Origin of the sequence: Massilia atriviolacea (genome assembly GCF_003953935.1) — a bacterium.
Lineage (GTDB): Bacteria > Pseudomonadota > Gammaproteobacteria > Burkholderiales > Burkholderiaceae_D > Telluria_A > Telluria_A atriviolacea.
In genome coordinates, this window is record NZ_RXLQ01000002.1 from 275,311 (window position 1) to 287,191 (window position 11,881).

14 protein-coding genes are annotated in these 11,881 nt (G+C 64.7%); 10 read left to right on the forward strand and 4 right to left on the reverse strand.

Annotation, left to right across the window (positions count from 1 at the left end; all coding sequences use genetic code 11):
• Positions 1-79: 79 nt before the first annotated feature.
• Entirely contained in the window at positions 80-712 is a 633-nt protein-coding gene (locus EJB06_RS04305; RefSeq protein WP_126072752.1) for a TetR/AcrR family transcriptional regulator, read from the reverse strand.
• A 129-nt stretch (positions 713-841) separates the two neighbouring features.
• Between EJB06_RS04305 and EJB06_RS04310 the strand changes: the two genes are divergently transcribed.
• From EJB06_RS04310 to EJB06_RS04325, 4 genes are all read left to right on the forward strand, one after another.
• Positions 842-1,504: an O-methyltransferase gene (locus tag EJB06_RS04310; RefSeq protein ID WP_198420768.1), complete on the forward strand. Its 663-nt coding sequence runs from the start codon at positions 842-844 to the stop codon at positions 1,502-1,504.
• A gap of 170 nt (positions 1,505-1,674) precedes the next feature.
• Positions 1,675-2,097 carry an NfeD family protein gene (locus EJB06_RS04315; RefSeq protein ID WP_126072754.1) on the forward strand — a complete coding sequence of 141 codons (423 nt, stop codon included), beginning with the start codon at positions 1,675-1,677 and terminating at the stop codon, positions 2,095-2,097.
• Positions 2,098-2,154: 57 nt separating this feature from the next.
• Positions 2,155-3,072, forward strand: coding sequence for an SPFH domain-containing protein (locus tag EJB06_RS04320; protein WP_126072755.1), 918 nt, complete (start codon positions 2,155-2,157; stop codon positions 3,070-3,072).
• Between the two features lie 9 nt (positions 3,073-3,081).
• Positions 3,082-3,879: an SDR family oxidoreductase gene (locus EJB06_RS04325; protein WP_126072756.1), complete on the forward strand. Its 798-nt coding sequence runs from the start codon at positions 3,082-3,084 to the stop codon at positions 3,877-3,879.
• A 38-nt stretch (positions 3,880-3,917) separates the two neighbouring features.
• Here the strand turns inward: EJB06_RS04325 and EJB06_RS04330 are convergent, their stop codons facing one another.
• A complete protein-coding gene (locus EJB06_RS04330) occupies positions 3,918-4,535 on the reverse strand; it encodes a hypothetical protein (RefSeq protein ID WP_126072757.1) in 618 nt (205 codons plus the stop codon).
• A 177-nt stretch (positions 4,536-4,712) separates the two neighbouring features.
• Between EJB06_RS04330 and lepB the strand changes: the two genes are divergently transcribed.
• Entirely contained in the window at positions 4,713-5,381 is a 669-nt protein-coding gene (lepB, locus tag EJB06_RS04335; RefSeq protein WP_126072758.1) for a signal peptidase I, read from the forward strand.
• Between the two features lie 104 nt (positions 5,382-5,485).
• Positions 5,486-6,682, forward strand: a complete 1,197-nt coding sequence (locus tag EJB06_RS04340) for a multidrug effflux MFS transporter (RefSeq protein WP_126072759.1) — start codon at positions 5,486-5,488, stop codon at positions 6,680-6,682.
• Between the two features lie 24 nt (positions 6,683-6,706).
• Here EJB06_RS04340 and smpB read toward each other — a convergent pair whose 3' ends face one another.
• On the reverse strand, positions 6,707-7,156 hold the full coding sequence (gene smpB / locus EJB06_RS04345; protein ID WP_126072760.1) for an SsrA-binding protein SmpB: 450 nt from the start codon (positions 7,154-7,156) through the stop codon (positions 6,707-6,709).
• A gap of 73 nt (positions 7,157-7,229) precedes the next feature.
• Here smpB and EJB06_RS04350 point away from each other — a divergent pair, with 73 nt between their 5' ends.
• Positions 7,230-7,661 carry a type II toxin-antitoxin system RatA family toxin gene (locus EJB06_RS04350; protein WP_126072761.1) on the forward strand — a complete coding sequence of 144 codons (432 nt, stop codon included), beginning with the start codon at positions 7,230-7,232 and terminating at the stop codon, positions 7,659-7,661.
• A complete protein-coding gene (locus EJB06_RS04355) occupies positions 7,654-7,971 on the forward strand; it encodes an RnfH family protein (RefSeq protein WP_126072762.1) in 318 nt (105 codons plus the stop codon). Before EJB06_RS04350 ends, EJB06_RS04355 begins: the two co-directional genes overlap by 8 nt.
• Positions 7,972-7,990: 19 nt before the next feature.
• On the opposite strand, the gene EJB06_RS04360 is transcribed toward EJB06_RS04355, so the two are convergent.
• Positions 7,991-8,509 (reverse strand): DUF4124 domain-containing protein, encoded by a 519-nt coding sequence (locus tag EJB06_RS04360; RefSeq protein WP_126072763.1) that lies wholly within the window; start codon positions 8,507-8,509, stop codon positions 7,991-7,993.
• 153 nt (positions 8,510-8,662) lie between these two features.
• Here EJB06_RS04360 and guaB point away from each other — a divergent pair, with 153 nt between their 5' ends.
• Together guaB and guaA are read left to right on the forward strand one after the other, a co-directional pair.
• Complete coding sequence (guaB, locus tag EJB06_RS04365) at positions 8,663-10,123, forward strand: IMP dehydrogenase (protein ID WP_126072764.1); 1,461 nt, start codon at positions 8,663-8,665, stop codon at positions 10,121-10,123.
• Between the two features lie 109 nt (positions 10,124-10,232).
• Entirely contained in the window at positions 10,233-11,843 is a 1,611-nt protein-coding gene (gene guaA, locus EJB06_RS04370) for a glutamine-hydrolyzing GMP synthase (RefSeq protein WP_126072765.1), read from the forward strand.
• Positions 11,844-11,881: the final 38 nt, after the last annotated feature.

The following is an 11,881-nucleotide window of genomic DNA, read 5'->3' on the forward strand; positions in this document are numbered from 1 at the left end:
ATCGCCATCCGGCGCACGCGCCGGCTTGGCCATCGAACCCGTCGTTTCCCTTGGTTGCGGAAGCGGCGGGTTTGTCGTTTCAGCCCTGCGCCATTCGGTCCAGCCAGGCGCAGAACATGTCGGCCATGGCGTCGGCATAGGCGGCGATGTCGGCCGCCGTGCGCGGACTTTCCGAAAAGTCCTTGCCGACGCTGCTCAGGGTGGCGACGATCAGTTCGCAGGCCAGGGTGCGGCTCGCAGCCGCCGCATCGGGTAATACTTCCTGCATGAAGTCCTGGAAAATCCTTTTCCCTTCGGCGTGCGCCGCCCGCGCTTCCGGTGCGTCGCGGTAGAGCGGCGCGGCGTCGCCGAGCGCCACCCGCATGCCCGCTTCCTCGCACTCCGACGCGATGAAGGCATGCACCAGTGCGCGCAGGCGTGCCAAGGCCGGCGTTTGCCGTTCTTCCAGGATGGTGCGCAGCATGTCCGTGGTCTGGCGCCATTCGTCGCTTTGCAGGCGGAACAGGATGGCCGCCTTGTTCGGAAAATACTGATACACCGAGCCGATGCTCACCCCCGCCCGCTGCGCCACCCGCGCCGTGGTAAAGCGCTGGGCGCCTTCCTGCGCCAAAACCTGAATAGCCGCTTCCAGGATGGCGGAAACGAGTTCCGCCGAACGGGCCTGCTTGGGCGCCTTGCGCGAGGAGATCTGCGGAATCGGACGTTTGCTCATGGCAGCTTCGGAAAATGCGAATAGGGAATGTGACGAATTCCTCATATTATAACAACACGACGAATCAGTCGCATTTAACCCGACGCCGACCGCGTCCCCATTCGGATGAGCCTATTCATGACCAATACGCTGAGCAATACCTTGACCACCGCGCCGCTGCCGGCCCTGCTCGATCGCCTGTTCGCGCAGGCCGCAGCCACCACCAGTCCGGCCCTGGCGAGCATGCCGCGCGAAGAGCGCGAGCGCCTCATGCTGAGCAAGACCGGCTACCTGGAGTTCTACAGCCGCCTGAAGGACCTGTGGCTGCCGGTCTCGCGCGATACCGGCACGCTGCTCTACATGCTGGCGCGCAGCACGCGTGCCCGCGCCATCGTCGAATTCGGCACCTCCTTCGGCATCTCGACCCTGCACCTGGCCGCCGCCCTGCGCGACAACGGCGGCGGGCGCCTGGTCACCAGCGAGTTCGAACCATCGAAGGTCGCCAGGGCGCGCGAGCACCTGCGCGAAGCCGGCTTGCTCGACCTGGTGGAGGTGCGCGAGGGCGATGCGCTCCAGACCCTGGCCGCCGGCCTGCCGGAATCGGTCGACCTGCTGCTGCTCGACGGCGCCAAGGCCCTGTACCCCGAGGTGCTGGCGCTGCTGGAGGCGCGCCTGCGGCCCGGCGCGCTGGTGGTGGCCGACAATGCCGACCACAGCCCGGAATACATGGCCTACGTGCGCGCACCGGCCAACGGTTATTTGTCGATTCCGTTCGCGGGCGACGTGGAACTGTCGATGCGGCTGGGCGGCTGATGGCCACTGGCGATTCTATAGTTGACACTTCGCCAGAACGCGCTAGACTAGGCGCATTCAAAGTCAATCCAACAAAACCATTATAAAAACCGACTTTCCAAGCCATTCGCACCCTCGTCGTCCATCCCGGGCCACGGGGGTTTTTGCTTTTTACAAACTGGAGAAACCTCATGGCTGACTGGACGTGGTGGCTGGCGCTGGCTGGCGCGCTGGTAATTTTCGAGCTCTTTACGGGCACCTTCTATCTCCTGATGATCGCCATCGGGCTGGCCTGCGGCGCCCTCGTGGCGCTGGGCGGCTTCGGCATGCCGGCCCAGATCCTGGCCGCCGCCGTGGTCGGCGCCATCGCCACCGGCCTGCTGCACCGCAGCCGCTTCGGCGCGCCCGCGCGCCACGACACCGCGCGCGATCCGAACGTGAACATGGACATCGGCCAGAGCGTCAACGTCGCCACCTGGACCGACGGCAAGGCGCGCGTGATGTACCGTGGCGCGCCCTGGGACGTGGAACTCGGCCCAGGCGCACTGGCCGAAGCGGGCAGTTTCAGGATCGTGGAAGTGCAGGGCAGTCGCCTGATCGTCGCCAACAACTAATGAACAACAACTAACAACAACTAACAACAACTAACAACAACTGAAAAGGGGCAGGCTATGGAAGGTTTCGGAATAACCACGCTGATTATTCTGGCGGTGGTGGTGGTATTTGTCTTCAAGGCCGTCAACGTGGTGCCGCAGCAGCACGCCTGGGTGGTCGAACGCCTGGGCAAGTACCACAAGACGCTGGTGCCGGGCCTGAGCATCGTGGCGCCGTTCATCGACCGCATCGCCTACAAGCACATACTCAAGGAGATCCCGCTGGACGTGCCGCCGCAGGTCTGCATCACGCGTGACAACACGCAGCTGCAGGTGGACGGCATCCTGTATTTCCAGATCACCGATCCGATGCGCGCCTCGTACGGCTCGTCGAACTACCTGTCGGCCATCACCCAGCTGGCGCAGACCACCTTGCGTTCGGTGATCGGCAAGATGGAGCTCGACAAGACCTTCGAAGAGCGCGATCACATCAACGTCACCATCGTCAACGCGATCGACGAGTCGGCCGCCAACTGGGGCGTGAAAGTGCTGCGCTACGAAATCAAGGACTTGACGCCGCCGCAGGAAATCCTGCACGCGATGCAGGCGCAGATCACCGCCGAACGCGAAAAGCGCGCCCTGATCGCCGCCTCGGAAGGGCGCAAGCAGGAGCAGATCAACATCGCCACCGGCGAGCGCGAAGCGGCGATTGCCCGTTCCGAAGGCGAGAAGCAGGCCTCGATCAACCGCGCCGAAGGGCAGGCCAAGGCGATCGTGGCGCTGGCCGAGGCGAACGCCGACGCGCTGCGCCAGATCGGCGCCGCCATCCGCGAACCGGGCGGGCAGGATGCGGTCAACCTGAAGGTGGCCGAGCAGTACGTGGATGCCTTCTCGGAGCTGGCCAGGACCAACAACTCGATCATCGTGCCGGCCAACCTGGGCGAGATGAGCGGCTTGATCGCCAGCGCCATGCACATCGTGAAAACCCAGAAGTAAGGAGCGGCCATGCGCACGATCGTCATCACCGGCAGTTCGGACGGCATCGGCGCCGAGATGGCGCGCCAGCTGGCGGCGCGCGGCGGCGCCGAGGTGGCGCTGGTGCTGGCCGCCCGCAACGGCGCCATGCTCGATGCGGTGGCGGGGCAGTGCCAGTCGCTCGGCGCGCACACGCTGACAGTGCCGACCGACGTGTCGGTGCAGGCCGAGTGCATCGCCCTGGTCGACGCCGCCGTGGCGCGCTTCGGCCGCATCGACGCCCTGATCAACAACGCCGGGCGTTCGGCGCACGCGCTGTTCGAGGACGTGCGGGACCTGGGCTGGTACGAAGACCTGATGCGGGTCAACCTGTGGGGCAGCGTCTGGTGCACGCACGCGGCGCTGGCGCACCTGAAGGCCGCGCGCGGGAGCATCGTGGCGGTGTCGTCGCTGGCGGGACTGGTCGGCGTGCCGGGGCGCACCGCCTACGCGGCCACCAAGTTCGCCATGGCGGGTTTTTTCGAAGCCTTGCGCGCCGAATTAAAGGGCGCGGGGGTGAGCGTGACGACCGCCTATCCGGGCGTGGTGGCCACGCAGATCCGCCATCACGGCTACAACGCGGCCGGGCAGCAGCTGGGCAAGAGCCTGCTCAAGGAAGAGGGCGCGATGAGCGTGGAAGAATGCGCGCGCCTGATCATCGACGGCATGGAAGGGCGCAGGCGCGACGTCGTCATGACCGCCAAAGGCAAGGCCGGGCGCTTCCTCAAGCTGGTTGCGCCCGGACTGGTCGAAGACATGGCGCTGGCCGCCGTCAAGCAAGACGGCTAAGGGCACGCGCTTATCGGCAGGCGCTTATCGGCAAGAGATTAGCGGCAGGCGCGCGCGATGCGCCGCTCGGCGTCGGCCAGCTCGGCATCGCGTTGCTGGTCGGAGATGAAGTTGCGGTTGCCCTTGCTGTCGGTGGTGTACGCGGGGCGTCCCTCCTTCATGACGGCCTGTCGCTTGCGCTCGTTGTCGCATTCGATGGCCTTGTTCTTGGCGCGGATCTTGGCATTGTCGGCCTCCACTTTGTCGGAGGCCAGCTGTCGCTCCTTTTCTTTCTTCGAGGCGGCGTCCGTCGCGGCGCCGGGCGCGGACGCGGGCTTGGCCTGCGCCGGCACGCCCGGCTGGACCGGGGCCGGCAGCGGCGCCGGCGCGGGCGGCGGCATCGGTGCGCTTGCCTTGCGGCCCGGGTCCCAGTTGGCGCCCGGACGGCCGTCGGGGTAGCGTTCCCGCTCCTTTTCTTCCAGCTTTTGTTGCTTGACCAGCGCATTGCGTTCGGCCAGGGTCGGCATTTTTTTCGCGTAGGCGCTGGCCGGCGGCGGGCACGGCGCGTTCTGGTAGACCGGGTGGCCGTTGGCGCCCTTGCATTTGTTCAGGGTCGCGTGGGCGCCGGTGCACAGGCTGGCGAGGAGGAGCGCGAGATAAAGTGGACGTGTTTGCATGCTGGTGGACAGACTCTGATGAAGTGGGAAGGGCGGACGCGTGGCGCCGCAGGGATTCTGGCAGTTATATTTACATTATGCAAGCAAGCTTGCCGATTTGTTCAGGCCGCAGCCCTGCTTAAGCATCGCCAAAGACGCGGCGGGTATAAAGGATCACCACTGACAGAGGAGGCTGGGATGAAAAAACTGCTGCGCGAGAACAAGGGCTGGCTGGTGTTCCTGTTGTTATTCGGACTGTTCCGCACCGCGGTGGCCGACTGGAATCCGATTCCGTCGGGCTCGATGCGCCCGAACCTGCTCGAAGGCGACGTCGTCTTCGTCAACCGCCTCGCCTACAACGTCAAGATTCCCCTGACCGACGTGGTGCTGGCGCGCCTGGGCGAGCCGCAGCGCGGCGATGTGGTGACGTTTTCCTCGCCCACGGACGGCACGCGCCTGATCAAGCGCCTGGTCGCGCTGCCGGGCGACATCGTCGAAATGCGCGACGAGCAACTGATCATCAACGGCCGGGCGGCCAGCTACGCCGCCGCCGGCAGCGCGCTCGAAGCGCTCGGCGACGGCAGCCGCGTCGCCGCCCAGAACGTCGAGGAAACCTTTGCCGGCCACCGCCGCCGCATCCAGGTGATTCCGCAACTGGTGGCGCCGCGCAGCTTCGGGCCGGTGACGGTGCCCGAGGACCAGTTCATGATGCTCGGCGACAATCGCGACCGCAGCGCCGATTCGCGCATGGTCGGCATGGTGCCGCGCCACCTGCTGATCGGGCGTGCCGAGCGCATCCTGGCCTCGGCCGATATCGACGGCAACTGGATGCCGCGCACCGAACGCTTCGGGATGAAGATGCCGTAAGCTGCGGCCGTTCTGGCTCGCCGGTAACTTTTCACGAATGCCGGTAAAATTGCGCCCTCGGTTGGCCGCATGGTGCGCTGCCGTTTCATATAAGGCATTACCGCATGCAGCGTTTGTTAACAGTGATCCTGGCCTGTATCGGCATGGTCGGCGCCCTCGCCATCGATACCTACCTGCCGTCCATCCCGGCCATCGGGCGCGAATTCGGCGTCGGCCCGCTGGCGGTGCAGCAGACGCTGAGCGTGTTCCTGTTCACCTTCGCCTTCATGATGCTGTTCTACGGCACCCTGTCGGACTCGTTCGGGCGCCGTCCCGTGATCCTGATCGCGCTCGCGCTCTACACGCTGGCCTCGCTGGGCGCCGTGTTCGCGCCCAGCTTCGGGGTGCTGCTGGCCTGCCGCGCGCTGCAGGGCCTGGCGGCCGGCGCCGGCTCGGTGATCGGGCAGGCGATTGTGCAGGACCGCTTTTCCCACGACCAGGCTCATGCACAACGCATCATGTCGCACATCATGATGGTGTTCGGGCTGGCTCCGGCCATCGCGCCGGTGCTGGGCGGCTACCTGCACGTGCATTTCGGCTGGCGCTCGACCTTCCTGTTCCTGGCCATCTTCGGCGCCTTGATGATCCTGCTGGTGTACCGCGGCTTGCCGGAAAGCTTGCCCAGGGAGCAGCGCCATGCCTTCCACGGCGTGGCGATCGCGAAGAACTACCTGAAGGTGCTGCGCGATCCGCAATTCCTGCTGCTGTCGCTGTCGGTGGGGCTGGCGTTCAGCGGCTTGTCGCTGTACATCGGTTCGGCGGCCAATTTTGTCATGGATATCCTGCACCTGCCCGAAACCGCCTTTGCCTGGCTGTTCATTCCGATGATCGGCGGGATGGTGGTCGGTTCGGCCTGGGGCGGCAAGGCGGCCTCGCGCATTGCGCCGGGTACGATGATGTGGCTGGGCTTCGGCATCATGGCGGCCGGCAGCGCGATCAGCATCGGCTACAACCTGCTGTTCGTGGCGGCCGTGCCGTGGGCGGTGCTGCCGCTGGCGGTCTACACCTTCGGCCTGGCGGTGGCGATGCCGGCGATCCAGGTCGGGGCGCTGGCGCTGTTTCCGGACAATCGCGGACTGGCCTCGTCGATGATGGCCTTCATCCAGATGATGGTGTTCGCGCTGATGTCGGGCATGATGGCCCCGCTGCTGTTCGGCAGCGCGCTGAAGCTGGCCTGGGGCGTGGGCGGATCGCTGGCGGTGAGCTTCCTGTGCTGGCGCCTGAGCCGGATGCTGGCGCCGCCGGCGGAGAAGCTGGCCTGAGCCCGGCCTCGGGCCAGGCTGAACTTAGCGGCTGTGCGTCTTCATCGCCGCGGCAACCTCGCGCTTGCCGTCGCGTTCTTTCTCGGTGGCGCGCTTGTCGTGCTGCTTCTTGCCCTTGGCAAGGCCGATCTCGCACTTCACCCGTCCCCCCTTGTAGTGCAGGTTGAGCGGCACCAGGGTGTAGCCGGAGCGCTCAACCTTGCCGATCAGCTTGTCGACCTCGGCGCGGTGCAGCAGCAGCTTGCGCGTGCGCACCGCCTCCGGGTGGGTGAATGAGGAGGCGGTCGCCAGCGCGCTGATGTGCGCGCCGAACAGGAACAGCTCGTCCCCGCGCACGACCACGTACGCCTCCTTGATCTGGACGCGCGAATCGCGAATCGCCTTGACTTCCCATCCTTCGAGCACGATGCCGGCTTCGTACCGGTCCTCGATGAAGTAGTCGTGAAATGCTTTTTTATTGTCAACAATACTCATGAAATGGCTAAAATGCGCGGTTCGGTTAAACTACTGATGCAACATACCCAACATCATAGCAAACGGTTGATTAATGGCAGTAGTACACAAAACAGTATTTTTGGCTTACAGCGCCGAACAGATGTTCGACCTGGTGGCCAAAGTGGAAGATTATCCCAAATTCCTGCCCTGGTGCGGCGGCGTGAAGCTGATCGAGCGGACCGACGACACCCTGGTGGCCAGCCTGGCGATCCACTTCCACGGGGTGAAGCAGAGCTTCACGACCCGCAATATCAACACCCGGCCGACCCAGATGAAAATGAAACTGGTGGACGGCCCGTTCAAGTGCATGGACGGCACCTGGACCTTCAAGGCGCTGCGTGCCGATGCCTGCAAGGTCGAATTCGACCTGCACTATGAATTTTCCAGCATGATACTCGAACAATTGATCGGGCCCGTGTTCGGCGTGATTGCCAACAGCATGGTCGACTCGTTCTGCAAGCGCGCCGAGACGGTGTATGGCTGATCCGCTACCTCCCGCCGCGGGCGGGAAACTGACGGTCCAGGTCTGCTACGCGACCGCCGGGCGCGCGTACCTGCGCGAGCTGACGGTGGAGCAGGGCTGCACGATCGAACAGGCGATCCGCCTGAGCGGCGTGCTGGACGCCATCCCCGGCATCGACCTGGCGGTCCAGCCGGTGGGTTTGTACGGCAAAAAAAAACCGCTGGAGACAGTCTTGCGCGCGCGCGACCGGATTGAAATCTACCGGCCGCTGGTGGCCGACCCGAAAGAGTCGCGCCGCAAGCGGGCGGAGAAAAAGGCGCAGCCGCTGTGAGCGGGAGCGCCCGTGCGGCTTATTTGCAGGCCTCGGCGATGGTTTTGTTGGCGCGTGCAATCTCGGCGGCGCGCTGGGCGTCTTCCATGACCGAGCGTTCGCCGTTCTTGTCGGTGGTGGTGATGCGCGTGCCCTGTTCAAGACTGCGCTTGTAGGCGCGCGCACCTTCGCAGGCGGCCTTGCTGTTGGCCTTGGCGGCATTCGCGGCGCTGGCTTTCTTGTCCGCCTCTTCCTTGGCCTTGGCGCGCTTGCGGTAGTCGGCTTCGCGGTCGGCCAGGCTCGGCGGCGTTTTGTCGTCGGCCCCGGCCGCGACGGGCGCGCTTTCCGATGGCGCAGGCGCCGCGTCGCGCGCCGCCGTGCCGCCCGGCTGCTTGAGGATGTTCTTGGCAGGGATGCCCGGTGGCGGCGGACGGTCCGAGAATTGCTTGGTGCCATTGGCGTCGACCCACACATATTGCGCGTAGGACACGGATGCGAACAGCATCAGCGCGCCCCCGGCCAGCAGCTGCAGTGTTCGCTTTCCGATAAGGTTGACCATTTGAATCTTTCCATTAGTAATCAATCCCCGATTTCACCGTGATTTGCCCGTCGTGTCAACGAACTTGGCGGATTTGCGGGCATTTTGAGGGCTTGATGAGACGGCGCACAGGAACTTCTGTATAATTCACTTTTGCGCCAATAGGAAAATGCTATGCGTCTACTTCAAAAAGCACTCACGTTCGATGATGTGCTGCTCGTCCCGGCTTACTCGAATGTCTTGCCAGCCGACACCTCCCTCAAGACCCGCCTGACCCGTAATATCGCCCTGAACATTCCCTTGCTGTCCGCAGCGATGGATACGGTCACCGAAGCGCGTCTTGCTATCGCCATGGCGCAGGAAGGCGGCATCGGCATCATCCACAAGAATCTCTCGCCCAAGGACCAGGCCCGCGAAGTAGCCCGCGTAAAACGTTTCGAGGCCGGCGTGCTGCGCGACCCGATCACGATTCCACCGAGCATGAAGATCCGCGACGTGATCGCCCTGACCGAGCAGTACGGCATCAGCGGCTTCCCTGTGGTCGAGGGCAAGACCGTGGTCGGCATCATCACCAACCGCGACCTGCGCTTCGAAGAAGAGCTCGACGCCGAGGCGCGCGACAAGATGACCCCGCGCGACAAGCTGGTCGTGGTCAAGGAAGACGCCGATACCGCCGAAGCGAAGCGCCTGATGAACAAGCACCGCCTCGAACGCGTGCTGGTCGTCAACGACGACTTCGAACTGCGCGGCCTGATCACCGTCAAGGATATCCAGAAGTCGCACGAGCACCCGTTCGCGTCGAAAGACAAGTTCGGCAAGCTGCTGGTCGGCGCCGCCGTGGGCGTGAGCCAGCGCGACGAAGAGCGCATCGAGCTGCTGGTCGCGGCCGGCGTGGACGTGCTGGTGGTCGACACCGCGCACGGCCATTCGCAGGGCATCCTCGACCGCGTGAAATGGATCAAGGTCAAGTTCCCGCACGTGGATGTCATCGGCGGCAACATCGCCACGGCAGCCGCCGCGCTGGCGCTGGTCGAGCATGGCGCCGACGCGGTCAAGGTCGGCATCGGCCCTGGCTCGATCTGCACCACCCGCATCGTGGCCGGTGTCGGCGTGCCGCAGATCACCGCGATTTCCAATGTGGCCGAAGCGCTGGCCGGCACCGGCGTGCCATGCATCGCCGACGGCGGCATCCGCTTCTCGGGCGACATTTCCAAGGCACTGGCGGCGGGCGCATCGACCGTCATGATGGGCTCCATGTTCGCCGGCACCGAAGAAGCGCCGGGCGAAGTGATCCTGTACCAGGGCCGCAGCTACAAGTCGTACCGCGGCATGGGTTCGCTGGGCGCGATGGCCGACGGCTCGGCCGACCGTTATTTCCAGGATGCGGCGGCCAAGGCCGACAAATTCGTCCCCGAAGGCATCGAAGGCCGCGTCGCCTACAAGGGCAGCGTGCTGGCGATCATTTACCAGCTGGTCGGCGGCGTGCGCCAGTCGATGGGCTACTGCGGTTGCGCGTCGATCGACGAGCTGCGCGAAAAAGCCGAGTTTGTCGAGATCACCTCGGCCGGCATGCGCGAATCGCATGTGCACGACGTGCAGATCACCAAGGAAGCGCCGAACTACCGTTCGGAGTAATCATCACCCCTGGCCCGGCGCCGTTGGCGCTGGGCAGGGTGGGGCGGCCGTCCGGCGGCCGCTCCACGCCTCGTTAGCACGCACCCAGTCATCCATCTGAAACGCCTCCATGCACTCTAAAATCCTCATTCTCGATTTCGGTTCCCAAGTCACCCAGCTGATCGCGCGCCGCGTACGCGATGCCGGCGTGTTCTCCGAAGTATTCCCGTACGACGTCAGCGACGAATTCGTGCGCAACTACGGCGCCGCCGGCGTGATCCTGTCGGGCAGCCACAGTTCCACCCTGGAAGGCGACGCCCCGCGCGCGCCGCAGGCCGTGTTCGAACTGGGCGTGCCTGTGCTGGGCATCTGCTACGGCATGCAAACCATGGCGGCCCAGCTGGGCGGCAAGGTCGAAAACGGCCTGGTGCGCGAATTCGGCTACGCCGAAGTGCGCGCGCGCAGCCATACGGCGCTGCTGAACGGCATCAACGACTTCGTCACCGACGAAGGGCACGGCATGCTCAAGGTCTGGATGAGCCACGGCGACAAGGTGCTCGACATGCCGCCCGGCTTCAAGCTGATGGGCGACACCCCGAGCTGCCCGATCGCCGCCATGGCCGACGAGGAGCGCCGTTTTTATGGCGTGCAGTTCCATCCGGAAGTGACGCACACGGCGCAGGGCAAGGCCATGCTGGGCCGCTTCGTGCACGAGATCTGCGGCTGCAAGTCGGAGTGGAACATGCCCGACTACATCAGCGAAGCGGTCGCCAAGATCCGCGAGCAGGTCGGCAGCGACGATGTCATCCTCGGCCTGTCGGGCGGGGTCGATTCGAGCGTGGCGGCGGCCCTGATCCACCGCGCCATCGGCGACCAGCTCACCTGCGTATTCGTCGACCACGGCCTGCTGCGCCTGAACGAAGGCAAGATGGTGATGGACATGTTCGCCAAGAACCTGGGCGTGAAGGTGCTGCGCATCGATGCCGAAGGCCAGTTCCTCGGCCACCTGGCCGGCGTGACCGATCCGGAAGCCAAGCGCAAGATCATCGGCCGCGAATTCGTCGAAGTGTTCCAGGTCGAAGCCGGCAAGCTGAAGAACGCCAAGTGGCTGGCCCAGGGCACGATCTATCCGGACGTGATCGAAAGCGCCGGCAAGGGCAAGAAAGGGCAGACCATCAAGAGCCACCACAACGTGGGCGGCCTGCCGGAAACCCTGAACCTCAAGCTGCTCGAACCGCTGCGCGAACTGTTCAAGGATGAAGTCCGCAAGCTCGGCGTTGCATTGGGCTTGCCGCACGATATGGTGTACCGCCATCCATTCCCGGGTCCGGGCCTGGGCGTGCGTATCCTGGGCGAAGTGAAGAAGGAGTTCGCCGACCTGCTGCGCCAGGCCGACGCGATCTTCATCGAAGAACTGCGCAACACGCCATGCGACCTGCCGGCGCTGGAAAGCATCGACGCCGGCGCCGCGCCGACCAACTGGTACGAAGCGACCAGCCAGGCGTTTGCGGTGTTCCTGCCGGTCAAATCGGTCGGCGTGATGGGCGATGGCCGCACCTACGAATACGTGGTGGCGCTGCGCGCGGTGCAAACGCTGGACTTCATGACGGCGCAATGGGCGCACTTGCCGCACAGCCTGCTGGGCAAGGTGTCGAACCGCATCATCAACGAGGTGCGCGGGATTAACCGGGTGGTGTACGATATTTCCGGCAAGCCACCGGCGACGATCGAGTGGGAATGATACGAACGATGGCATGAGCTGGAAGGCGCATGCATTTG

What these genes read in the sequence shown, in the direction of transcription:
- EJB06_RS04330 (WP_126072757.1), bottom strand. Translation starts at nt 4,535, where the DNA reads ATGCAAACACGTCCACTTTATCTCGCGCTCCTCCTCGCCAGCCTGTGC.
- EJB06_RS04360 (WP_126072763.1), bottom strand. Translation starts at nt 8,509, where the DNA reads ATGGTCAACCTTATCGGAAAGCGAACACTGCAGCTGCTGGCCGGGGGC.
- smpB (WP_126072760.1), bottom strand. Translation starts at nt 7,156, where the DNA reads ATGAGTATTGTTGACAATAAAAAAGCATTTCACGACTACTTCATCGAG.
- EJB06_RS04340 (WP_126072759.1), top strand. Translation starts at nt 5,486, where the DNA reads ATGCAGCGTTTGTTAACAGTGATCCTGGCCTGTATCGGCATGGTCGGC.
- EJB06_RS04315 (WP_126072754.1), top strand. Translation starts at nt 1,675, where the DNA reads ATGGCTGACTGGACGTGGTGGCTGGCGCTGGCTGGCGCGCTGGTAATT.
- EJB06_RS04355 (WP_126072762.1), top strand. Translation starts at nt 7,654, where the DNA reads ATGGCTGATCCGCTACCTCCCGCCGCGGGCGGGAAACTGACGGTCCAG.
- guaB (WP_126072764.1), top strand. Translation starts at nt 8,663, where the DNA reads ATGCGTCTACTTCAAAAAGCACTCACGTTCGATGATGTGCTGCTCGTC.
- EJB06_RS04350 (WP_126072761.1), top strand. Translation starts at nt 7,230, where the DNA reads ATGGCAGTAGTACACAAAACAGTATTTTTGGCTTACAGCGCCGAACAG.
- guaA (WP_126072765.1), top strand. Translation starts at nt 10,233, where the DNA reads ATGCACTCTAAAATCCTCATTCTCGATTTCGGTTCCCAAGTCACCCAG.
- EJB06_RS04325 (WP_126072756.1), top strand. Translation starts at nt 3,082, where the DNA reads ATGCGCACGATCGTCATCACCGGCAGTTCGGACGGCATCGGCGCCGAG.
- EJB06_RS04305 (WP_126072752.1), bottom strand. Translation starts at nt 712, where the DNA reads ATGAGCAAACGTCCGATTCCGCAGATCTCCTCGCGCAAGGCGCCCAAG.
- EJB06_RS04320 (WP_126072755.1), top strand. Translation starts at nt 2,155, where the DNA reads ATGGAAGGTTTCGGAATAACCACGCTGATTATTCTGGCGGTGGTGGTG.
- lepB (WP_126072758.1), top strand. Translation starts at nt 4,713, where the DNA reads ATGAAAAAACTGCTGCGCGAGAACAAGGGCTGGCTGGTGTTCCTGTTG.